The 24,153-nt window shown below is 44.6% G+C and carries 18 protein-coding genes, 1 tRNA gene and 1 pseudogene; 5 read left to right on the top strand and 15 right to left on the bottom strand.

Going from position 1 to position 24,153, the window contains the following annotated elements:
• Positions 1-330: 330 nt before the first annotated feature.
• From QVA83_RS00900 to QVA83_RS00870, 7 genes and pseudogenes are all read right to left on the bottom strand, one after another.
• Positions 331-1,590 (bottom strand): annotated as a pseudogene (locus QVA83_RS00900) (dicarboxylate/amino acid:cation symporter).
• Positions 1,591-1,780: 190 nt separating this feature from the next.
• On the bottom strand, positions 1,781-1,990 hold the full coding sequence (locus QVA83_RS00895; RefSeq protein ID WP_014949042.1) for a DUF2897 family protein: 210 nt from the start codon (positions 1,988-1,990) through the stop codon (positions 1,781-1,783).
• 14 nt (positions 1,991-2,004) lie between these two features.
• Positions 2,005-2,691 (bottom strand): M15 family metallopeptidase, encoded by a 687-nt coding sequence (locus QVA83_RS00890; protein WP_156078182.1) that lies wholly within the window; start codon positions 2,689-2,691, stop codon positions 2,005-2,007.
• Between the two features lie 9 nt (positions 2,692-2,700).
• Positions 2,701-3,837 (bottom strand): succinyl-diaminopimelate desuccinylase, encoded by a 1,137-nt coding sequence (gene dapE / locus QVA83_RS00885; RefSeq protein ID WP_239301639.1) that lies wholly within the window; start codon positions 3,835-3,837, stop codon positions 2,701-2,703.
• Positions 3,831-4,178: an ArsC family reductase gene (locus QVA83_RS00880; protein ID WP_014949045.1), complete on the bottom strand. Its 348-nt coding sequence runs from the start codon at positions 4,176-4,178 to the stop codon at positions 3,831-3,833. The genes dapE and QVA83_RS00880 overlap by 7 nt, the downstream gene beginning before the upstream one ends.
• A gap of 257 nt (positions 4,179-4,435) precedes the next feature.
• Positions 4,436-4,951: a PTS sugar transporter subunit IIA gene (locus QVA83_RS00875; RefSeq protein ID WP_283635216.1), complete on the bottom strand. Its 516-nt coding sequence runs from the start codon at positions 4,949-4,951 to the stop codon at positions 4,436-4,438.
• Complete coding sequence (locus QVA83_RS00870; protein ID WP_283635215.1) at positions 4,941-5,330, bottom strand: ACT domain-containing protein; 390 nt, start codon at positions 5,328-5,330, stop codon at positions 4,941-4,943. The genes QVA83_RS00875 and QVA83_RS00870 overlap by 11 nt, the downstream gene beginning before the upstream one ends.
• Positions 5,331-5,962: 632 nt before the next feature.
• On the opposite strand from QVA83_RS00870, the gene QVA83_RS00865 reads away from it, so the two are divergent.
• Positions 5,963-6,328 carry a VOC family protein gene (locus tag QVA83_RS00865; protein ID WP_014949048.1) on the top strand — a complete coding sequence of 122 codons (366 nt, stop codon included), beginning with the start codon at positions 5,963-5,965 and terminating at the stop codon, positions 6,326-6,328.
• Positions 6,329-6,365: 37 nt separating this feature from the next.
• Here the strand turns inward: QVA83_RS00865 and hppD are convergent, their stop codons facing one another.
• Both hppD and hmgA read right to left on the bottom strand, forming a co-directional pair.
• Positions 6,366-7,439, bottom strand: coding sequence for a 4-hydroxyphenylpyruvate dioxygenase (gene hppD, locus QVA83_RS00860; protein WP_014949049.1), 1,074 nt, complete (start codon positions 7,437-7,439; stop codon positions 6,366-6,368).
• 292 nt (positions 7,440-7,731) lie between these two features.
• Positions 7,732-9,027, bottom strand: a complete 1,296-nt coding sequence (hmgA, locus tag QVA83_RS00855) for a homogentisate 1,2-dioxygenase (protein WP_075176321.1) — start codon at positions 9,025-9,027, stop codon at positions 7,732-7,734.
• 397 nt (positions 9,028-9,424) lie between these two features.
• Here hmgA and QVA83_RS00850 point away from each other — a divergent pair, with 397 nt between their 5' ends.
• From QVA83_RS00850 to QVA83_RS00835, 4 genes are all read left to right on the top strand, one after another.
• Positions 9,425-9,853: a MarR family winged helix-turn-helix transcriptional regulator gene (locus tag QVA83_RS00850; RefSeq protein WP_014976177.1), complete on the top strand. Its 429-nt coding sequence runs from the start codon at positions 9,425-9,427 to the stop codon at positions 9,851-9,853.
• A 196-nt stretch (positions 9,854-10,049) separates the two neighbouring features.
• Positions 10,050-11,126 (top strand): patatin-like phospholipase family protein, encoded by a 1,077-nt coding sequence (locus QVA83_RS00845; protein WP_014949052.1) that lies wholly within the window; start codon positions 10,050-10,052, stop codon positions 11,124-11,126.
• Between the two features lie 158 nt (positions 11,127-11,284).
• Positions 11,285-11,361: transfer RNA gene (locus tag QVA83_RS00840), tRNA-Val, on the top strand.
• Positions 11,362-11,558: 197 nt separating this feature from the next.
• Entirely contained in the window at positions 11,559-13,277 is a 1,719-nt protein-coding gene (locus QVA83_RS00835) for a sensor domain-containing protein (protein ID WP_156078184.1), read from the top strand.
• A 159-nt stretch (positions 13,278-13,436) separates the two neighbouring features.
• On the opposite strand, the gene QVA83_RS00830 is transcribed toward QVA83_RS00835, so the two are convergent.
• From QVA83_RS00830 to QVA83_RS00805, 6 genes are all read right to left on the bottom strand, one after another.
• A complete protein-coding gene (locus QVA83_RS00830) occupies positions 13,437-15,371 on the bottom strand; it encodes an EAL domain-containing protein (RefSeq protein ID WP_156078185.1) in 1,935 nt (644 codons plus the stop codon).
• A 194-nt stretch (positions 15,372-15,565) separates the two neighbouring features.
• Positions 15,566-16,588 carry an MBL fold metallo-hydrolase gene (locus QVA83_RS00825; RefSeq protein WP_283635214.1) on the bottom strand — a complete coding sequence of 341 codons (1,023 nt, stop codon included), beginning with the start codon at positions 16,586-16,588 and terminating at the stop codon, positions 15,566-15,568.
• 292 nt (positions 16,589-16,880) lie between these two features.
• Positions 16,881-19,928, bottom strand: a complete 3,048-nt coding sequence (locus QVA83_RS00820; protein ID WP_156078187.1) for an efflux RND transporter permease subunit — start codon at positions 19,926-19,928, stop codon at positions 16,881-16,883.
• 3 nt (positions 19,929-19,931) lie between these two features.
• On the bottom strand, positions 19,932-21,065 hold the full coding sequence (locus tag QVA83_RS00815) for an efflux RND transporter periplasmic adaptor subunit (RefSeq protein WP_156078188.1): 1,134 nt from the start codon (positions 21,063-21,065) through the stop codon (positions 19,932-19,934).
• 278 nt (positions 21,066-21,343) lie between these two features.
• The gene (locus tag QVA83_RS00810; RefSeq protein WP_287498005.1) at positions 21,344-23,269 is read right to left on the bottom strand and encodes a monovalent cation:proton antiporter-2 (CPA2) family protein; all 1,926 of its coding nucleotides are present in this window, start codon (positions 23,267-23,269) and stop codon (positions 21,344-21,346) included.
• A gap of 1 nt (position 23,270) precedes the next feature.
• Entirely contained in the window at positions 23,271-23,921 is a 651-nt protein-coding gene (locus QVA83_RS00805) for an NAD(P)H-dependent oxidoreductase (RefSeq protein ID WP_156078190.1), read from the bottom strand.
• Between the last annotated feature and the right edge of the window lie 232 nt (positions 23,922-24,153).

Here is a 24,153-nt window from a genome sequence, read left to right as displayed (position 1 = left end):
GGTGCTGGCAAGTTTCCTAGCGAAGCGTGGGAATGCAGGAATGGCTGTTCCCTTTCAAATTCCCAGAATGAAGTTAGGAAGCTTGCCAGACCTTCCCGAAGGGCGAGTTTAAAATGTCCGTACTCTTTGTTGTGTCACCTTGATGTAGACCACTATACCTGCGGTAACACGCCGCGATTACGAACATTTTAAGTCTCGCTGAGTGGGTAATTGTCTATGCGGACTGGTATAAAATTGCGATAAGCAAAAAGCGACACAATCCAATCAAAAAAGGGCAGCCTAAGCGTTTCAAAAAGCTTTGCTGCCCTTTTCTATCTGTAAGACTAGGCTTTATTTGGCCGTATTTTCTATTGCTTGCTCTTCAACAGCATCAGCATCAATGGCAATCGTATCTACGATCACTGCGCATGCTGCATCACCCGTAATATTTAGCGCAGTGCGGATCATGTCGAAAATTCTGTCCAAGGCAAATAGCAGGGGTAAACCTTCAATGGGAATGCCGGCAGCAAGCAACACCGCAACGACCAAGAATGATGGCCCAGGAACGCCCGCTTGACCAACCGCGCCAAGGGTAGAGGTTAGGACGATGGCAACATATGCACCCATTGATAAATCTATATTGAAAAGCTGCGCAAAAAACACCGCTACCAAGCCATAATAAATGGCATTTCCGCTCATGTTGATGGTGGCGCCTAACGGCAGTACAAAAGATGCCGTTGCGTTTCTTACACCTAGCTCATTCTCTACTGTATTCATAGTGACCGGAAGTGTCGCCATGGATGACGCGGTTGAAAGAGCAACCGCCTGAGGCTTTTTCATAGCCACGAGAAATGATTTAGCCGACGTTTTTGTAAATAGCTGTACCAAAAGCGGGTAAACCACAAAACCAAATACTAAAATTGCCGCAGTAAACTCCAAGAAGAGTTTTTATACCACCATGAGCGCGGCAAAACCAAATGTTCCTACTGCCTCTGCCATTAAACCAAATACGCCGATAGGCGCGATTTTCATCACACAGTTGATCATCCATACCATGGCATCAACGATAGTGTTCACGCCATTTAAAATAGGCTCACGGTTCTTTTTAGGTTGTTTGGAAAGGGCGAGGCCAAAGAACAAGCAAAACACCAGAATTTGAAGAATGTTCGCGTTGGTTAACGACGCAAATACGTTGGTGGGGATCATACCTGTAACGGTAGCCCAAAATGAAGGTAGCTCACCTTTAGAGGCGTATTCACCAGAGAACATACCTTCTACCGCAGAAACGTCGATACCTATTCCTGGCTTAAACACTTCACCCATAATGAGGGCCAGTGTTACGGCAAGTGCTGACGTTAACGCAAAATAAGCAAGGGTAGATAGCCCCACTTTTCCTGCATTAGTGCTGTTGCCAAGCCCCGCAGCGCCAGAGATAAGCGCTACTGCCACCAGTGGAATGACCAGCATTTTAATTAAATTGATAAAAATGGCACCTAGTGGTGCGAACATTTCAGCGTTTTCACCCATAAAGGCGCCAACAGCGGTGCCAATAATCATAGCAATGACAACTTGTACGCCGATATTGCCCAGTAAGGATTGTTTTTTAGACACGTCTAGAACCTCTTAGAGTGTGTTTAAATGTGAAAAGTGATTTGTGAATGAATAATTGAGAGCCCTAATACTGAAGTGCCCGCGTCGGCATAAACAATGGGTAAAAGCTTCTAATTATAAAAGCCTCGAATTATAAAAGCTTTACTTAGGCTTCGATTAAAATGCCGCGATTGACGCTATCAGGATAGGGTTATTTCATAGGGGTGTTGCTGTCTTTATCTTGGTCTTTAACGGATGTATTCGCGCTTTCACTGTCCTTGTTTGAATCGTCGTCACTATCATCATAAGGTTTAGAAGGTGTCGGAAATTTAAATCTAGCACTGTATTTAAGCAGCGTGATATTCCCAATCACAACGCCCAATACTAAAACAATAATGATGATGACCCAGGTAGTACTCATAAAAATTCCGTAGGCTACAGCCCTTTGTTCAATACATAGCGATTATACAAGCTAGGTAGCTGTGGCAAAATACATGTTTTGCCTTCTATATCGCTTTGTTCAATGGCTTTTGTAAAGCCATCTAAGTGCCTGGCATTTTCGAAAACACACGCTGTTTTTCGAAAGCTTAAATGCCATGGCTCTACTGCGACGCCACCCGTATTAACCGAAAAAGGACGATAAAAGCCAAACTGTTCCATATTGTCAGCTAGCCAACATGAAAGGGCATGGCACGGTCCGCCAGAAAGGTATTCGCTTTCGACAAGATTAAACTTGCCCCCCCAGTTATGCACGGCAGCTCTGTCGTACACATCGATGTCAGTGCCCCAATGGTGGCGACTGCCGCCGGGAAGTGCTGACCATGTCAAAATAGCATGAAGCTTTTCATTATCGCTTAGTGCCTCGAATGGCAGTTCATCACCGTTGGTATTAAGAAGCTGTGCTTGACCTGCCCATTTGCGGTTAAAAATAGCAGTTTGTCTGTCGAAATCACGAAAGCTACTGACCAACTGTAAGTCTATACCGTCTTTTTGCGCAGCATCTTGCATGGCAAGAAACGGCGATATCACGTCGCGATGCAGTCTATGGCCGTTGCCAGCATCAACGAGATAGTCGTTGTGCTGGCCTAACCACGCTTTTTCTGGCACTTGATTCATAACCATCAATAGCGGCTATTTAGCCAGCAAGCGTTCTAGGATACCGAAGTACATATCAGCAAGCTGTTCAAGATCAGACATTTTCACGCACTCGTCAATTTTGTGAATAGTGGCATTCACCGGGCCTAGCTCTATCACTTGTGCACCTGTTGGCGCGATAAAGCGACCATCTGATGTACCGCCAGCAGTAGACAGCACGGTAGGTGTTCCTTTAACCGCCGCTATTGCACCTTGAGTGGCTTCTAACAGGGCACCCGTATCGGTCAAAAAGGGTTGACCGTTAAACGTCCATTTAATCTCGTACTCCAGTTCGTGGGCTTCCAAAATTGCCGTGACTCTCTCAATGAGAATTTGGTCGGTTACTTCCGTTGAAAAACGGAAGTTGAAGCAAACGTGCATCTCGCCCGGGATCACATTGCCCGCACCTGTACCCGCGTGAATGTTTGATATCTGGAAGCTGGTGGGAGGAAAAAAGTCGTTCCCGTTATCCCAATGAGATTTAGCTAGCTCGTCAAGGGCCGCCATTGCACTGTGAACAGGGTTTTTAGCTAAATGAGGGTAGGCGACATGGCCTTGGATACCTTTTACTACTAAATCACCCGTTAATGAACCTCTACGGCCATTCTTAACAATATCGCCTACTTCGTCGGTTGAAGAGGGTTCGCCAACAATACACCAATCAATTTTTTCGTTGCGGGCTTCAAGGGTATCAATAACGCGGGTGGTACCGTTTATAAAAGGGCCTTCTTCGTCGCTAGTAATAAGGTACGCAATACTTCCCTTGTGATCAGGGTATTTGTTCACAAACTCGCGGGTGGCTACTAGCATAGCGGCAAGACTGCCTTTCATGTCAGCTGCGCCCCGCCCATGCAGATAGCCGTCAACTTCTGTCGCGGTAAATGGCGGTGTTTTCCATGCTGACTCAGGGCCACTAGGCACTACATCAGTGTGGCCTGCGAAACAAAATACCGGGCCTTCTTTACCTCTGCGAGACCAAAGGTTCGTCGTGTCTTCAAATACCATGGTTTCATTATTAAACCCTAAAGCACCTAAAAACTCGCCCATGGCTTCTTGGCAACCTGCGTCTTCTGGCGTTACAGAACGGCGGTTTATTAATTGTTTAGCAATTTCAATAACAGAGTCGTTTAACAAAATATTTCCTCATACTGCGCGGGTTTGAAGCCAATATAAAACGCGTTGTCATGAACAAGGATAGGGCGTTTAACCATGGCAGGATGAAGCTCTAGCAGAGCCAGTGCTTTATCTTTATCTAGATTCGCTTTCTCTTGCTCTTCTAGCTGGCGAAAGGTCGTGCCGCGTTTGTTGAGCATTGCTTCCCAGCCAAGCTCAGACTCGGCTCGTACAAGAAAGTCGTTATCTATCCCGTCCTTGCGGTAATCGTGAAATGTGAAAGCGATATCGTTGTCTGCTAACCATTTTTTTGCTTTTTTAATGGTGTCACAGTTTGGGATCCCATAAAGGATTGTGCTCATGGTGATTTATTCCGTACTACTTTGTTGTTTGTAAATGAAAGACGCTGGTTAGAACAGTGCCATTATGTGGCGCTGTTTCGAAGAGCTAGAGAAAATAGAAAACCGCAATAGCCCGAAAACAGTGCGCCTGTACATTTTTGTTTTTCAATGTGCTCCATCATACAAGCTGTTGATACGTTGATAAACTCACTTGCGATGATTTTTAATAGTAAATCATTCAGGGCTGAAAGCCTGTTTTACAATTAGGTCAACAGGCCTTAGAGGTAAAGCGTCAACAACGTATCTTCGCCCGCTTCGACAAACTTTTGATGCGTAGGCACCACGCCGATAAGCGCATTTGCATTAAGCAACGTCATTGAACAGGTATTGCTAACACCGCGCTGCTTTAGCCATGCAGCATTCACGGTAAAAAGTACTTGTTTAAGTCTTATTTCATCGCCCCGCTTCAAAGAACAGGCGAATTGTGCGCCATGCAAATGACTAGTATCGCCACCATATTTAATCTTGCATTTAAGGCCCGCGCTAGACTGTATGTCGATTGCGTAATCTAGCGGGGAAACGCTCAATACTTTACCAGCGAAAGGCGATAAGACAGTATTTGATGTTGAGCTTATTGCTGCACCAGGCCCCATAAGGCCACTTTTATAATAGGGATCGTCAATGTGTGAGAGTGAAACCACTTGCCCTGAAAATGGGCTTAAAGTTACAAACTGCTTGGTAAAACTGTCTGGTGCGTATTGTAGTTGCTTAGCATTCACGGTATTAAACGTCATCACTTACCGAATAGCCAGCTTTCTTAAGCGCACTAATGGCATCTTTTAGTTTATTGTCTTTTACTAAAAAGAAGTCAGTGTCGAAGGTTGATACCACAAATATAGCCACTTTTGCTGATGCTAACACTTGGCCGATTTGGGCCATGATCCCTACCATGGACAAGTGCAAAGGCCCTAACAGTTCAAGTGCACGCCAACCTTCATCACTATCTAGTGACGGTACGTCTACCGAGTCAGGCACAACAATAGATAGTTCATCTTCTGTTTTACCTAAGAAAAAAAGAGGGCTATTAAGCACAGATGCGGGGATATTGGTTTCAGGATCCAAGCTGTGAATGGTAAACAAAGATTCTCTGACTAAAAGTGTTTGTTTGGGCATGAGAAACCGAAAAAAAGATAACTTCGAAGATATTCACATTAAACCACTAACTGTGATTAAGTGCTACGTGTTATCCACTTAATCTGTGGATAAGTTTGTTGAGTAGTTTGGGGCTTTGTTGTAAGTGTATGTATTTAAAGGAATAAATAAACTGTACAAACAATGTTCAGTGGATAACATTCTCAATTTTACAAGCATTTTCCACAGGCCATGTCTACAACTAAAATAAAAAATGTTTTGTAATTTTGCAATTTCTTAGCTTGACAACCATGGCTTTTTTCAGAAATTAGCGTACTACTAAAACGCGAGATTCAAATGATCGAACTCTTTTGGCCATGTTGATCTTTGATGTACAGCAAAGGTCAATAGACTCTAGCCTTTTTACCTTTAAAACATCAGTACATTAAAATGATCTATTAGTTAACAAATATTCAGTAAGGTACTACTGTTAGTAGTTAATTTAGTCTTGGGTTTTGCTTATTGAAGCAATGGGGCATTGCGCTTATCAGTTATGTAGCTTACTAGGTATTTGCTCTCTAACCAGAACAAGAGCGCTGACTAGAAAAAATGCCTCAACCATAAATAGAGCCCTTACAAAACAACAGCCCTAAAAAAAAACAGAGGGAGAGACAATGTCAGATTCTTCATGGTGCGATATTACTGTAGAAAACGCAGACGAACTTGTCAGCTTTTATGAAGCGGTGATGGGATGGAAGAAAGAATCCATAGATATGGGTGGCTACAATGATTATGTCATGATGAAGGCCGACGGCACACCTGTGGGCGGCATTTGTCATAAGCGGGGTGTAAACGCGCAGTACCCAAGCGGATGGATTAATTACTTTACCGTAGAAAATCTAGATGCCGCGTTGAAAGAAGTTACTTCCAAAGGTGGAAAGCAGGCGGGTGATATACGTCATCACGGCAAAGACAGCTTTTGTGTCATTATTGACCCAAGCGGCGCTGCGTGCGCGCTTTATGAAAAAGGCAGCAAGTGATGAGACTTGCTGCCCTAGTATTGTGTTAGCTATCGAATTACTTGTTTAGCACGCCGCGATTTACCTGATCGCGTTCAATCGACTCAAATAGTGCCTTGAAGTTACCCTCGCCGAAACCTTCATCTTGTTTGCGTTGGATAAATTCAAAGAACACTGGGCCGAAAACGGTTTCAGAAAATATCTGGAGCAGTAGGCGAGGCTCACCATTTTCCGTTGTGCCGTCCAATAGAATACCGCGCTTTTGTAGCTCATCTACGTTTTCGCCGTGCCCAGGAAGACGTTCTTCAAGCATATCGTAGTAAGTGTTTGGTGGAGGCGTCATAAACTTCATGCCTTTCGCTTTAAGCTTGTCTAAACACGCCACTAGGTCGTCACAAGCGAAAGCGATATGCTGAATACCTTCACCATTGTACTTCATTAAGAACTCTTCAATTTGGCCACCACCGCCAACCGCCTCTTCATTTAGCGGTATGCGAATTTTACCGTCTGGCGCCGTCATTGCTTTCGATAATAGACCTGTGTATTCACCTTTAATATCGAAATAGCGAATTTCTTTAAAGTTGAATAGCTTTTCGTAGAACCCTGCCCAGAAATTCATGCGGCCGCGGTACACATTATGGGTGAGGTGATCGAGCGTATGGAAGCCACATCCTTCAGGATGGCGATCAACGCCTTCAATCCAATTGAAGTCGATGTCGTAAATGGTATTTTCGCCTTCATAACGGTCTATAAGGTAAAGCATCGCACCGCCAATACCTTTAATAGCAGGAAGTTTCAGTTCCATTGGACCGGTATGGGTATCCATAGGCTGAGCACCGCGGGCAAGCACTTCTTTATATGCGTGCTGTGAATCTTTAACGCGGAATGCCATACCACACGCTGATGGACCGTGTTCTTCGGCATAATAGGCTGCATGACATTTCTTTTCGTAGTTACTTAATAAATTGATGTCGCCTTGACGCCATAATTCCACGTCTTTTGATTTGTGGCGAGCAACAAGGGTAAAGCCCATAGCTTCAAAAATGGGCTCCAACATGCCCTTTTTCGGCGCAGTGAACTCTAAAAATTCAAACCCGTCTAAACCAATAGGGTTTTCAAACAAATCAGCCATAGCGATACATCCTCAACGTAAATCACATTTTATAATTGTTACCTGATTGTAAGGGCGCAGTGAAAAAGCAAGCAATAGGTGTCGAGCTCAAGGATTTTGGGCATGGAAAGCAAAGCTGTAACGTTTTGTTTTCACCCGTGAATGAGATGCTGAGTTAGGGAAAGCTGACTTCCCCTAACTTGTTGAAAATAAATGATATTGAGCAAAGGTGATGCTTGTCGGTTGTGTTCAAAAATCAGTACAATTGCTTGTTTAGGTATCGGTACGTGTAACGTTACAAATCCCAGGGAGCTTATTTTTCACCATCGTAGTACTTTTTAAGGCCTTTCCAGCACGCCAAATAATCTCGTTGACGAATATCACTGTTTAAAGCGAACTCCGTTGGCGCAATGGCATAGCGAGATTCAAACATAAACGCCAGCGTGTTTTCATAACGCTGCGGTGAAAGCTCGGCGTTCGAGGCTTTTTCAAATACTTCAGCTTCTGGGCCATGGGGAGTCATACAGTTGTGAAGGCTCATGCCGCCGGGCACAAAACCGTGTTCTTTGGCGTCGTACATCCCCTCAATTAGCCCCATAAACTCGCTCATAATATTTCTGTGGTAATACGGTGGGCGAAAAGTATTTTCAGCAACCATCCACCTTGGAGGGAAAATAACGAAGTCAACGTTCGCCGTACCTTCCAGCTCAGATGGTGAGGTAAGCACGGTAAATATAGACGGATCCGGGTGGTCAAAACTTACGGTGTTCATAACGTTGAAACGGGACAAATCATATTTATAAGGGGCAGAGTTACCTACCCAAGCCACCACATCAAAGGGAGAGTGATCGAGTTTTGCTTCGAACAAATTTCCACAGAACTTGTTTACCAAAGTGTGAGGCGTCTCATTATCTTCAAACCAGGCCGTGGGATAGCAAAAATCACGCTGGTTCGCATAGCCATTCGCGCCTACAGGGCCACGCTCTGGCAGCACAAAAGGATGACCGTAGTTTTCGCATATATATCCGCGAATTGGCCCATTAATAGGGTTAACCGAAAAACGAACGCCACGAGGAATAACGGCTATTTCACCTACAGACAAGTTGAGCCTACCAAACTCGGTGGTGATCAGCATGTCGCCTAGCTGGGGGACAATAAGCATTTCTCCGTCTGATGAGTAGAAAACACGATTTTGCATATTAGCACTGGCACTGTAGCAGTGAATGCCCATACCTACTTGGGCTTTAGCGTCACCGTTAGTGGCGATGGTTACAAGCGAGTCTACAAAATCAACGTCTTTGTCTGGTAAGGGAACAGGATCCCACCTAAGTACATTCGGAGGGCAATGGACATCAGACTCAGGTGCTGTTTTTACCAGGCCGTTATCAATTTTTTCAAAGTCGCCCATAGCAATAGAGGGGCGTAAACGATAGGTCCAGCTGCGGCGGTTTTCTGCTCGTGGGGCAGTAAATGCTGTACTGCTAAACTGTTCAGCGTAAAGCTTATAATTCACTTTTTGTGGGCTGAACTGGCCTTTAGGAAGGGCACCCGGCAGTGCCTCTGTCTCGTGCTCGTTATTAAAACCCGTTAAATACGACAAATTATCCATAAACCCTCCCACAGGCGGCCATCGATGTGGCTGTACAGATGAATGCTAAATAAAAGTAGTTACAAATGAAACTATGTGGTTTAGGCTAGAGGTAAATGAAATGTAAATCAATGGCCGTGGGCGAGTAGAGGGAATAGAACCAACGTCATTTGGTACGCTAGCTTTACACCTTTTATGTGAGGGCCATTACAAGGTTACACATATTGCGTGTTTTTAATGCACGATGTTAGCTGTGAAAGTTACCTGGGTTAATGTTGAACGCGCCTGAACGCTCGACAGATGGTAGCGACACTGTGGGTATAAGTAACGCCTAAGGTAAATGAAAAACAACCATGGCTTTTAAGGCGGTCGCAGAAGTAAAAATAGCAAGAGTAATACAGTGATAAGGGCTTAAAACATGCAGCTAGAAGATATGCTTGCCTACAAGGTAGCCATGCTCGCGAGCGATTTAAGTGAATCGCTCTCAAAAGAATATGCAGAATATAAACTTACTAAACCAGAGTGGCGAATCTTAGCCACATTAGGCGGCCGAAATGAAAGCTCGCCAAAATCACTGCTAACGGCAAAAGAAATCGCTATTGCAACACGACTAGATAAAGTGCAGGTTTCGCGAGCGCTGGAGCGATTGGTTAAGCGAGATGCTATCGTTAAGCGTGTGAGCAAGCGAGATAAACGGGCCACATTAATTTCATTGTCAGTGGAAGGAGAACGAATCTATCGGGCGCTGTTGCCTAAAATTGTGGCTTGGCAAAATAAGCGTTTGGAAAATATCACTGAAGATGAGTATCGAATATTTGTAAAAGTGATAGATGCACTAACGCCTTAAGATTCGGGTGAAGTCGTTGAAAAGTCTGGTCTGAGCAGATGTGAGGGCATTGCTATAAAGGTTACTTTCGCGCCTTTAACTGTTAAATTCCCCCGAAACTAATTAAATGGGGAAGTTATTGGATTTATTGGTCATGGCTTGCTATCCCCTAAATATTTATCAAGCGCTTCTATTCGGCGCACAGCGAGGACATTGAGTGGCACCCTTAGAAATATACGCAGGTAAAAAAGCACGTGAATCCATAATGAAAAACGGATTTACGCCTGAGTTATTTAGCTATTTTCTGGGGGCATCTGGCGGCCCGAAATGGTTTTCTCTGGCTGGTCTAGATCGCGTACTGTTCCCTGAGTGGTTTGCCAACGTTAAGCATCAAATTCACGTGATTGGCTCTTCAGCAGGTGCGTTTCGTACCATTTGCGCTGTTCAAAATGATCCCCTAGCAGCCATAAATCGTCTAGCCTCTTCTTATTCAACAACGACCTATAGCAGTGATAAGCCTACGCCTAGAGAAATTACGGCTAAAGCTGAAGACCTGCTGAAAGAAATGGTGGATGAAGCAGGTAAGCAAGAAGTGCTGTCTAACTCCCGCTTTAAAGCGCACCTGATCGTTGCTAAATGTTTAGGTGCTACTCGTTTTGAAAGTAAGTTTAGGCAACTTTCGGGCTTGGCGATGAGTGCAGCGGCCAATACAGTGAACCGACGACACCTTTCTCGCTTATACAAGCGCTACGTGTTCTCAACGCCGGGTACGGAGTTTGCGATAAACGACCCGTATCAACTGCCTACTCAGTACCATGCATTAACGCGTGGAAATATTCATACCGCGCTGCTAGCGTCTGGTTCTATTCCTGTGGTAATTGAGGGCGTACAGCAAATTGAAGGTGCGCCAGCCGGAATGTATCGAGATGGCGGTATTATTGACTACCATTTCGACTTGTCCTTCGGACCAGATGATGGCTTAGTGTTATACCCTCATTTTTATGACAAGCCCATTCCAGGCTGGTTCGACAAGGGCTTGAAGGGCAGAGTGCCTCATCGTTCAAGCTACGATAACGTTGTAATGCTTGTGCCTTCGGCATCGTTTGTTGCTAATTTGCCTTATAGCAAAATCCCCGATAGGAAAGATTTTGAAGTACTCGATGCAAAAACGCGCATCCAGTATTGGCAAACAGTATTGAAAGAAACTGACAGGTTGGGTGAATATTTTATGCGTGCTGTTAACGATGGCTCCTTAGTGGACGCTATCAAGCCGCTTCCATTTAAAATGATTTAAGTTAATCGAAATTGTTGAAGAAAGTGGCTAATTGCTGTCAAATTAGTCACTTGAATCGTCATTTGATAAGTTTTCCTTGCAGGCAACGCTCGTGCTAAGTATTATACGCGCCGTTGCTTGGCATTCGCCCACCTATCAGGTGCAACAAAATTCTATATGCGTCTATAGCTCAGTTGGTTAGAGCGCTACCTTGACATGGTAGAGGTCCCCTGTTCGAATCAGGGTAGACGCACCATCTTACGATTTAATTTCATCTTTTATTTACCCAAGTTCTGCGTAACACGCACTGCTACCCTTTTCTCTATTCAGCGATATTCATGAGTAATTTAACTTTTTAATGTCGGGTGGTCTGTGTGATTTGGACTACACTAAAAGAATGGTGGCCGTTTTTATATCTTTGCTATCTAACAATTTAGCACTCGCGGGAGTACGATGAGCTTACAGAAATACCAAGAGCCCCCGTTATTTGAACAACATGGTTCGGCTGAAAGGCGGTTCCTTCAGCTTATTAGTGCCTTGCCAAAGGTATCGGTGCAAGGTTATGACAAGCACCGAAAAGTTATCTACTGGAATAAATCAAGTGAAGACATGTATGGCTTTCGTGAGTGCGAAGCACTAGGTCAAAAACTTGAAGATCTCATCATTCCCTCGTTCATGAAAAGTGAAGTGATAAAGCTACATCAGCGATGGATAGATTACGGTGAGGCAATTCCTTCAGACGAACTCGTGCTTGAGAAGAAAAGTGGCGAGCCTATCCATGTTTTCTCATCTCACGTCATGCTGAAAGAAGGCACAGATTCACCCGAAATGTATTGTGTGGATATTGACCTGAGTGAGCAGCACAACATCAGGCAAGAACTTGAGCGAATGGCATCCACAGATTTGTTAACCGAGTTGCCTAATCGACGCCTGTTAGAGCAGTTTTTGACGTCGTCCATCGAGGATGCATCGCGCAATGAGTCTGGCTTCGCTTTGTTTTTCATTGACTTAGATATGTTCAAAGAAGTTAATGACACGCTTGGGCATACCTGGGGTGATGAATTACTGCGCTCTGTTTCTAAGCGGCTGTCAGATTGTCTGAGCGAGCAAGGCTTACTGGCTCGGTTCGGTGGAGACGAATTTGTTTTTGTCGCCACACAAGTGACCTCTGAAAATGAAAGTGCTGACATTGCTAAGAAACTTACTGAGTGTTTCAAGCAGAGCTTCGCGCTTAGCACTGAAAACGTGCATATCACTTCAAGTATCGGTATTAGTATGTACCCTAAAGACGGAAGTGAGATTGATGATCTTTTGAAAAATGCAGACGTCGCAATGTATCAGGCGAAAGCTGAAGGCCGAAACCGTTTTCATTTTTTCACCCACGCTTTAAGTCAGAAAGTTCGACAACAGCGAAGTATCGCAGCTTATCTCCATGAGTCTTTGGTTAACAATGAGTTTGAACTCTTGTATCAACCTCAAATCGATTTGCTCACCGGAAAAGTGGCATCGTGTGAAGCGCTGTTAAGGTGGCGTCCTAAAGATGAGGATAGGGCTGTTCCACCCAATATCTTCATCCCCATCGCTGAGCGCAGTGAGTTAATTGTTCACATTGGAAATTGGGTGTTAGAAAAGGCGTGCAAACAGGCACAGTTATGGAAAGAGCAGGGCATTAATATTCGCGTTGATATCAATGTTTCAGGAAAAGAGTTAGAGCAGAATGCTTATTTCGAACGCCTAAGGGAGTGTCGAGAGCGGCACGGTTTAATGCCTAAAGATATTGGGTTAGAGCTTACCGAAAATGTGCTTATTAAGTCTGACAATACGATTTTAGAGAATTTGAGAGCGCAACGCGACCAGGGCGTTGAAATATCGATTGACGACTTTGGTACGGGTTATTCTTCGCTTAGTTATTTAAAACAGTTTCCCGTTAGCCACTTAAAAATAGATCGTTCATTTTTAAGAGGTGCACCGGAAAATGCCTACGATAGCGCGTTAATGGAGGCTATCGTGAATGTTGGTCACAAACTCGATTTAAACATTGTTGTTGAAGGCGTGGAAACTCAAAATCAATCGAACTACTGTAAGTCTCTCAACGTTGAATATGTGCAAGGCTTTCTGTATTCAAAACCCATTAGCTCTGACGCCATTGTAAAGCTGCTTAACGAACAGTAAATGCGGTTCAAAGGAGGTGTATATGAAAGAGATTTTCACAACACCGCCTTAAACGTTTCATCGAATCGACGCACAATAAATTCGTATAAAGCGCGGGGTCTCACATAAAGCGTCAATACTTATCCTGACGTTCAGTGCCTCAGACCAGCGAGCTTACACTTAGTACATTGTCCAAAGTGAGGGTTTAGAAAAGTAATAGCCTTGTTGGTGTTCAACGTCTAGTTTGCTCAGTGCAACAGACTCAGCCTCGTTTTCTACCATTTCCGCAATAACATGGATATTAAGGCCTTTCGCAATATTGATAAGGCTAGAAACAAACAACTGATTATCTTTGTTGGTATGAATTCCCTGGGTTAGCCGTCCCGAAAGCTTAACGAATTGAGGCTGAATTGCCCTTAAACCCGCAAGCGAGGCAAAGTTATCGCCAAAGTGTTCTATGGTAATTCTACAGCCCAGCTGTATGAGTTGACGGCAAAAGTTCTCGGCTACTTCTCGATGGTGAATAAGCGCTGCATCTTCGACTTCAAAAATAAGTCTTGGGCATAGCGTTTCCCGGGTTCGAAGCTCTTCAATTAACCATTTTCTAAACTCGCCGTTGGCAATTGAGGCGTTACTAATATTTATAGCAACCTGATGAGACGTTACCGTTAGTTTTTTAAACACAATGCCTGCAACCAACTGGTCGACTTGAGGAATAAGGTCCAATCGCTCCGATGCGGGGATAAGTTGTGCCATGGGTATAACATCATTGGTGTCTTTGTCTTTAAATCGAGCGAACGTTTCGTAATATGCTGGTGCGTTTCGCTCTACATTCATCACGGGTTGAATGAGAATATCGGCATATTGCTGCGACACGATGTAATTGAGGCGCTCACGCCATTTCGTATTGCTATGAACCTGAGACACTTCTGAAGAAAACTGCCATCCTTTTTGCGTTTTCATTGCCGCCATCAACGCACTGTCAGCACTTTCCATTACCTGCTGTAACGACATTTGGCTAGAAAAACGTGTTACGCCCATCCACGTTGCTTTGCTTCCATCTCGAAGTGGCGTGGCGTTTGCAAACTGCTTCGACATATTTTCTAACATCAAATCCCGTTCGTCCCGCCCCATAATTTCACTTATCAAGGCGAAATCTCCGCCTGATAACCGAAATACAAAGCCACTTTTGCAATTGTGCTTCGCCTCATGCACAAGAAAGTCCGCGATAGATTTTACATAATTGTCACCAGCTAACATGCCCAACTTAGTATTTATAGTGGTAAGTTGAGCGAGCCTGATGAGAATAAGCTCTTTTTCCTGGAAATTAGACGTGTCAGACAACAGCGCGCGAGTGTGTCGCTCGAATGCACTGCGGTTCGACAACTTCGTCAATGTATCTTTATTGGCTTCTGTTTTGAATCGCTCAGATTGCTGAGCAATGTCATTAAATTTTGATGCTAACGACGTGGTTAGGGTGTTCACTGTGCTGGTAAGTTGGCGGTAATCTGTTGTAAACGCATTTACCTGCGAGGGGGTGAAGTCGTGGCTATTTATCTGATTAAGCTTCTTAATGGTGTTGGCAATGGGGCGCCTAGCAAATTTGGTTACCGTGACGATATATAGCGCGAGGGCGAAAAATAGCCCACAAAAGATAACAGCATTTTTGATGAGAATAGCGGTGATTTCAGTGTAAATATAAGACGTGTCTGACGTAACTAACAAATAACCATCATTGTTCGAAAAAGGAATTTTCTTGTTAACGGCAGGTGCGGAGTCCAGCTGTAAGTACCAATTAGGAACAATAGTGTTAGGCGAGCGCTCGTACTTCGCAAACACATTTCCTTCGACATCAATGACTTTGGCTGCAGATAAAAACGGCTGCAATACCATTTGACGAAGCATGGCATCAATCACTGATTGCTTCGACTGAGAAGACATGGAAGAGGTTTGTAAGACGGTTGTTTCGTAACGCAGCCGTGCTTCTTCAGCTTCTTGCTCGATTGACACTGAAGTGCGAGATTTTATTTCGCTTAGCTCAATACTCGACAACACCGTAAATGCTAAAAGCATAAGGGCAAAAACGCCCAAATTAATTTGACTAGACAGCTTCATTGCTAGCAGTTAGCTCCTTTAACTGAGAAATTTATTATTCGCCTCAACCAATTCGAGTGCTATCACTTTGATTGAGGCTTTTGTTATACCCGCCAATAGTGCCTAAGCGGCGAATAATAAATGTACTGCAAAACATAGAGTTAAGCGAGCAATTAAAGCCCAGAATAATGAAGCAAGCGCTGTTCATTAGCTACTCACCTTTCGTCTAACCACCAGGTTTTGTTCGGAGCTTCGCCTGCACCCTTAACTGGAACAACTTCGCCAAAGATAGGAATACTGGTGGGAACACCCTTAGCACCAGCAAGGTCTGTGATTTTTATTAAAGGCTCATTCCAATTATGTAGTGCTAAATCAAAGGTACTGTTGTGCACGGGCATCATGACACTAGCTTGAATATCAATATGGGCTTGCAAGCTCTCTTCAGGCAGCATGTGAATGTCAGACCATAGCTCGTTGTACGCGCCGGTTTCAATCATCGATAAATCAAACGGACCGTACTTTTCACCAATAGCTTTAAATCCGTCAAAATAGCCCGAGTCACCGCTGTAAAAGATATTGGTATTTGCAGACTTGATAACCCAACTTGCCCAAAGAGTTTCGTCTCTATCAAATAAACCTCGTCCTGAGAAATGCTGAGACGGTGTGGCCACTATTTCAATGTCGCTCACTTTTGTACTTTGCCACCAATTTAGCTCAACAACTTTATTTGCATCCACACCCCAGTCACGCAAATGATTGCCTACTTTTAGCGGTGTAATAAACACGTCGACTTTGTTTTTTAGTATTTCAATACTGCCCTTATCTAAATGGTCGTAATGATCGTGACTTATGATAACGGCATCTAATTTAGGCAAGTCTTCCAGTGAAATTGGCGCTTGGTGGAAACGCTTGGGTCCCATCCATTGGACGGGAGAAGCACGCTCACTAAAGACCGGGTCGATCAATATATAACGCTCGGCAAGTTTCAATAGGGTAGTAGAGTGGCCCAGCTTTATCACGCTGTCTTCTGCAACTGCGTTAAGCATTTGTGGTGTAAGTGCCGACACGGGTATGTCAAATGTTGGCGTTGCAGCATCTCTATTGTCACGAAAATACGCTTTGGTGACTTTCCACATGTCTCGCCACGTCGTTTTATATTCAATATGAGTATTAGTGAATTTTTCAGGTTGCGGCGCGCTTGCAGCAAGGGTGTTTGAAGAACCACAGAAAGATGTCATAAATAAAACTCCAACAAGAAAGCGTGTGCGATTAAAAACGGGCATGCTCTCACCTTAAATTAAAAAAAAGTATACTGCACAGTGTAGTTTACCCATAATAAACTAATTTTGTTAAAAGTAAACTGGTGGGTGTAGTTTTTGTTGAGAAGGATAGATTGCAGCTAAGCGATAGTATGCAGCCAGCATGAGTAGACTCTCCTCATGCTGGCTGTTAACAATATTAGGTTCGCACCGTTTTTGTGCTACCTACACGAACTAGCGCACAACTAATCGAATTTGTTGTGCGTACTTTTTACTCAGACTTTATACCGTGGAACGTACAGAGCAGCACAGGCAATATAAGCAGTGTAAGTACGGTGGCAACGGTCAGACCAAATACAATAACAACTGCCATTGACGCGAAGAACGCATCAGAAAACAGCGGGATCATACCCAGTATGGTGGTGATGGCTGCCATTGAAACGGGACGTACACGAGATACTGACGCGGCTACTACGGCATCGAATGCGCCACTGTTACCCTTTGCCTGTACGTTTATTTCTTCCATTAATACGATCCCGTTTTTAAGCACCATACCAATAAGGCTTAAGCTGCCGAGCAGCGCCATGAACGTAAAGGGTGCACCAACTAGCACCAACCCGCCAATAATGCCGATAGTGGTGAGTGGAATTACGCCCCATATCGCTAACGCCTGACGAAGCTTGCCAAACAGCAAAACGGTGATAATGAACATACCTAATATACCAATAGGCATACTTGCAAATAGGGCGCTTTGCGCGTCTGTTGATGTCTCGTATTCGCCGCCCCATTCAATGTGGTAGCCATCAGGCAGTTTAAGCTCTTCTACAAGAGGGCGAACTTTAGCTTGCACGCTCGCAGCCGTCTCACCGGATAAAGGCATGGGCTCTGCATAAACCGCCAGCATCCGCACTCGGTTGCGGCGTTTGATGATAGGGTTATCAAGCGATACATCCACATTGCTGATAACATCAGCCATGCTTATATATTTACCTTGTTCTTGGCTCCATACGTTGAGTGAGGCGAGGTTATCTATGTCATAGCGCTGGTTTGGATCGTTGCGCATGACGATAGGTATTAAATCACTACCTTCGCGGTAAAGGCCCACAGTTTCACCTTCATTGTTCAGTAAAAATGCGGTGTGAACGGCATCTCGCGTTACGCCGATACGCCTAGCTTGTTCTTCCAGAAACACAGGTTCAACAAATGGGACTTTGTTGCTCCACGACAAGCGAACGCTGTCCATGGTTTTCTCTGCTTGAAATATGGCTTCAATGTCGCTGCTAATCTCACGCAAAACTTCAGGCTCTGGTCCGTAAATTCTCGCTTCAATTGCCGCTTTTGCAGAAGGGCCTACTTGCAGTGCTTTTACCTTGTATTGCACATTAGGGAAGTCTTCTCGCACCAGCTCGATAATTTCTCGCATACGAGCATCACGAGACTCAACCGTATCAGTTTCAACGATAAGCTGACCATAACTGGCGTATCTGTCTTCTGGCGCATAGGTGAGGGTAAGGCGCTGTGCTCCACCGCCAATAACGCTTGTTACGTTGGCGATATTCTCCATGCCTAACACGTTGTTTTCTAAGCGACGAATAGACTGCTCGGTGGTTAAGATGTCGCTACCTTCAGGCAACCATAAATCGACGAAAAACAGCGGTGTGGATGAATCTGGGAAAAATGCATTTTTTACGAATTTACCTGAAGCCATGCTGCCTACTAATGCAACAAGTACCAGTACAATTGTCACGTAACGATGATTGATAGCAGCAGTAAGCACACGCTTGTATACCGTAAAAATAATGCCCTTATATGGGTCGTCATCTTCGTCATTAGCTCCGCGCTCTTTTTCAGTTTTAAACAGTAAGTCGAAAAAGAAGGGGGTAATGGTAAGTGCGGTGATCCAACTTAAGAAAAGCGAAAAGCACAGTACCCAGAAGAGGGAGCCGACGAATTCACCTGTGGCATCTGGCGATAGACCAATTGGCGCAAAAGCGGTGATGGCAATCACAGTCGCGCCAAGCAGCGGCAACCCATTTTGCGATACCACGTCTTTTGCCGCCTGAAGTTTGGTTTGCCCTTTTCTCACACCAATCAACATGCCTTCGGTTACCACGATGGCGTTGTCGACCAACATGCCAAGAGCAATAATAAGCGCACCCAAGGAGATTTTTTGCAACTCAATGCCTTTTACCGACATCAATATAAAGGTGCCGAGAATGGTAAGCACAAGAATGAGCCCCATCAGAACGCCACTGCGCCAGCCCATGAAAAGTAGCAGCACGAAAATAACGATGGCCACGGCTTCAACAAGGTTAATAAGAAAGCCAGTTACAGAATCGTCGACCACTGTAGGCTGGTTGTAAACGGTATCCAGCGTCATACCCAGGGGCATACGCTGCTCTAGCTCGGCTATTTTGCTATCAAGCCGTTTACCTACATCAACTACATTTACCGCCGACGCGAACGACACACCAATTGACAGAGCCGGCGTGCCAGAACTGTGATAAAGGATTGAAGGGGTATCGTTAAGCTTGCGCTCAATAGTCGCAATATCTGTTAAGCGAATCAGGCCGCTTGCAGGTGAGCCAATCACCACCTGACCTAACGCCTCTAGGTTATCAAATTCGCCAGTGGGCTGTATGGACAGGCGCTTGCCCTGAACCTTAATCGAACCCGCGTTGCCCACTACATTTTGCGCGGTTAAAAGGCCAGCAATGGATTCTGCAGAAACATTAAGGGTTTTCATTTTATCGTGATCTAACGACACAATAATCTGTTCATTAACGGTACCGGCAATCGACACCTTTTTTACACCGTCAACAAGCTGAATCTCTCGCTGCATTAAATCTGCAAAGTCTTCCATTTGCTTAAGGGAGTAGTCTTCGCTTTTAAGAGTAAGCAGCAGTCCAAAAACGTCACCAAAGTCATCATTCACAATCGAGGTGCTGGTGCCAGGTGGCAGCGATGCTTGTGCATCGCCCACTTTACGGCGCAAGTTGTCCCAGTATTGCTCTAGGTCCTTGGCCTGGACACTGCTTTTAAGCTCAACGGTAATTTGCGATAGCCCAACCATGTTTACTGAGCTAATTCGTTTCACGTTGGGTATACGCTGAATCGCCTTTTCAAGTTGCAGCGTAACTTCTTCCTCAACTTGCTCAGGCGTTGCCCCTGGGTATTGAGTAATAACCAGAGCATTTCTAATGGTGAATTCGGGAAACTCTAGCTGACCTAAGCCAAGAAAAGTCACAATGCCACCAACACCCAAGATGATGGCGACCATCCAGCTAATTACTTTTTGACGAAAAAAATACTCGACCATGGCTTATAGGCCCCCTTCTTTCGTCCACTCCGTAACAGCTTGGCCTTCTTTTACAAGATGAGCTCCAGCAGCAACGATTTTATCATCGTCGTTTAGCGGGCCTTCAACTAACAGACCGTTGGAAATACCGCGCGTAATCATCACTTCTACTGCTTCTACGGTGCCCTTCGTCGCGTCGCTATCACTGGATTTAAAACGCCATACAATCGCTTTGTCTGGATCTGCATTGTCGGTAACCACCGCACCAAAAGGCACTAGCCAAAGTTTTGCGTTAGACTCAATGAGTTTCGACATATCAAGTAATACGGTGGCGCTCATGCCCGCTAGAACATTGATGTCGTCTGGTTCTGGCAGAGTAATTGTTACCTCATAGCTAAGCTCGCCTTGTCGCGTGGTGCTTTCGTGATCCTTATACATGGCCGCGTAACGTTTATCTGGCATACCTGAAAAGCTCACCCATGCCATTTCAGATGTACGATTTTCACGGGCTCGTGAGCGATCAATCATACGCATTTTTTGCTCTGGCAATTGAAACGTAACGTCGATTGCACCCGGCATATGAAGCTCGGCAATGGTCTGCTGTGGTACAATGACTTGGTAATTTTCAACAGGAACAGACGCAATAAGCCCCGCAAACGGTGCGCGAAGCTCCGTATAGCTTAGCTGGTCCTGTGCGTTGGTCAGACTGGCTTTAGCGGCTAAAAAATTGGCTTTCGCTTCATCAAAAGTAGAGCGGCTTACCGCGCCTTTTTCAACGGAAGCCTCCATACGTTCAAACATAGCCGATGACACGTCAAACTGAGACTGGGCAGTGGCTAACTGTGCTTTCGCGTCTCTATCATCAAGTCTAGCGATAAGCTGGTTCTCTTTAACTTCCTCGCCCGCTTTTACTTTGAGTTCTTGGAGTTTGCCGCCAATGCGAAACGAAAGGTTCGAATATTCAGCCGCTTCCACTTGCCCCGGGAATTTAGCGATGGTTTCGTCTGAGTGCTGCACTTTATAAAGCGTTACCGGTGTTGATGAGACTGCTTTGGGAGGCGTAGGGGCTTCTTCACACGCACTTAATCCAGCGAGTGCAGTAAATACCAACACAGTGCGCAGGGCTAAGCTGTGAAAGAGACTTTTTTCAGACAACATGGTAACTCTCCATTTAAATAGACCACTTTTTATTCCCACTAAGGCAATGGGTTATCTTGTACAAGGCGCGTGTCAACTTCTGAACGTGAAAGATAAAAAGCCAATATACGACAAGTTTGATATACATACAGGTTATAGCGCTTTTTTCCCTTTTCGATCAGCTTTTTGTTTATTTTTACAAGGCGATAGTATGCTACCGCCCATAAATATTCGTGGGTGACCGGTCACTATCAGACAATTACCTTCTCGAAATACCGCCGGCTAGTTCGCAATTCACCCTAATCAGGGTTCTCATCGGGCGCGAGGTTTTCAGCATAGCCTTTCGGTGGTGGCGTCCAGCCACGCATTTTCGAATGCTTGTCGTGTAAATCTGCTTTTAGCGCATTTTCGATTAGCGACTCAAGTTCAATAAAGAGTTTCAGATAATTATTGTCTACTCGTTCTCCGCTGGCCTCATCCGCCCACGCGTGATACAGCACATCGTTTTGCTGAGCCTCAATATTTTTATACGCCATTTTTTGCCGTTCAACTTGGAAAGGGTGAATATTGAGTGAGCGAAGTGCCTCTGCGCCCATTTCAAGAGCGCTGTGGTACGTTTCTGATACCACAAAATCTGCGCCCAACTGGCGCAAGCGATACCCATGACCGCGGTCAAAGGCACGCGCAAGCACTTTAATGTTAGGAAATGCGTGCTTGGCGTATTTCACCATTTCGGCAGCGGTTTCTTTATCATCTATAGCAATAACTAGTAACGATGCTTCATGGGCGCCAGCAGTATGCAAAATGTCTGGTTTGGATGCATCGCCAAAATAGGCTTTGGTGCCAATCCGTCTGATAAGGTCTATTTGCTCAGAGCGAATATCAAGCACAACGGTATTTACATCGTTGGCCACTAAAAGACGGTTAATGATTTGTCCAAAGCGCCCAATTCCAGCAATAACGACGGTGCCTTTCTCGTCAATTTCATCTTCAGCTCGCTGTGATTTCGCATTTTTGTAGCGAGGAATGATGGCCTTGTCGAAAAGAATAAAAAGTCCTGGCGTTAGGAACATTGAAATGGCAACAACAAGCGAGAGAACAGAAATAATGTCGCTAGGAAGCACATAGTTTTGCGAGGCAAAACTTAATAGCACAAAGCCAAATTCACCCGCCTGAGCAAGGCTTAGTGTGAACAGCCATTTGTTAGTGCCTTTTATTTTAAAAATTAAGGCGATGATAAACAGCACAATGGCTTTCACAAGCATAACAGCTACGGTTAGCCCTGCTATTAGCATTGGGCTCTCACTAATTACAGAGAAGTTAATGCCAGCGCCTACCGTAATAAAAAAGAGGCCTAACAATAAGCCTTTAAACGGCTCGATATTAGCTTCAAGTTCATGTCTGAATTCACTGTTTGCCAAAACTACACCGGCCAAGAATGCACCAAGGGCGGGAGAGAGACCTACAAGTCCCATTAGTGCTGCAATTCCTATAATGAGCATGAGCGCTGTGGCGGTAAAAATTTCCCGTAAACCCGATGCAGCAACAAACTTAAATAAGGGGCGACTTAAGTAGTGTCCTCCGATGGTTAAAAAGGCAATTGAGCTAATGATCACAAGACCTGAAGCCCAAGGGGCAAGTCCTTCAACTAAATTAAAGCTATCGTGTGATCCTGTATCGCCGCCATGTGCATTTCCTGCTTCGACCAGTTCGGGTATGGCAAGAAGAGGGATAAGCGCAAGCATGGGAATAACCGCGATATCCTGAAACAGCAACACAGAAAAAGCGCTTTTGCCTCCTTCCGTTTTTTGCAGCCCTTTTTCCTGCAACGTTTGTAAAACAATGGCAGTTGAAGAAAGGGCGAATATAAGGCCTATTGTAAGGGCAATGCTAAAAGGCTGATCAAGCAATATGGCTACGCCTGTGATAAGGGCGGAAGTTAACGCTAACTGAAGGCCGCCCAATCCCATTAGTTTTGACTTCATCGCCCACAGCGAGCGAGGCTCTAGTTCTAGCCCAACCAAAAACAGCATCATGACTACACCGAATTCAGCAAAATGTTGAATGGCAACAGTTTCGTCACCAACAAGGCCGAATATCGGGCCAATCACTAGCCCTGCTATTAAATAGCCTAGTACAGACCCTAATCCAAGACGCTTCGCAATGGGCACTGCAATTACGGCGGCGACCAGATAGATAAATGCATATAAGAAATAGCCAGTCACGTTACTCTCCTTGCGATGTACAAAGGTCTGCGAGATTCTCGATGTGCTTTGCTTTTTCTAGATTCAGGGTGTTAGTGGTCAAATTGTTTAGCAAGGTTGTCCACTTACCTCTATGTTCAGCAACGCGATGCTCTTCTTGCGCAGTACGAGAGCCAAAGATCGCAAAAGGAGCGATGTAGGTCATGTGCGTGATCTGAGCCATTTGCTCTAAAGGCTGGAGCAGTTGCCTGATGGTGTAATGATTAAAGCCATCAGTTTGATAGGCTTCTTCCTTACCGCCTGCACTTAATGCACAAAGAAATAATTTATCTTTAAGTGCAGTGCCTTCATGCCCATAGGCAAAACCATATTCCAACACTAAATCTTGCCATTCTTTTAAGATTGAAGGTGTGGAATACCAGTAAAGTGGAAACAGAAAAACAACGACATCGTGGTCGATTAAACGCTGCTGCTCCCGTTCAATATCAATATTGAAATCTGGATACTCTGCATACAAGTCAACAGCAGTAACGTGTTTATTCATTTTTGCTTCGTGAAAAAGCGGCACATTTACTTCTGAACGGGTTTGCGCGGGGTGGGCAAAGAGAACCAGTACTTTCTTACTTTTCTTAGCGCTCTCTACATTGCTTTCAATGATGTTCTCGTCAGTCATACATTTCTACTCAGTGCTACAGCCAGCTCTCGTTGAGCGATAAGGAGCCGTTGATTTTTGATGTGCAAAACACGGCAAAGGTCAAAAGACCCTAGGTTATTCATTAATTCAATCTGTACGTTTAGAGCAAATAAGAATGTGTTTTTCCTCAAAGTTATAAGGTTACTAATATTTATTAGGTTGAAAAAAGTAACCTGATTACCATTATGTACTCACGTATAAAAACAGCTTC

The sequence above is a fragment of the Alteromonas sp. AO-Serp genome, assembly GCF_017849675.1.
Lineage (GTDB): Bacteria > Pseudomonadota > Gammaproteobacteria > Enterobacterales > Alteromonadaceae > Alteromonas > Alteromonas macleodii.
This window is presented reverse-complemented; position numbering and strand designations above follow the sequence as displayed.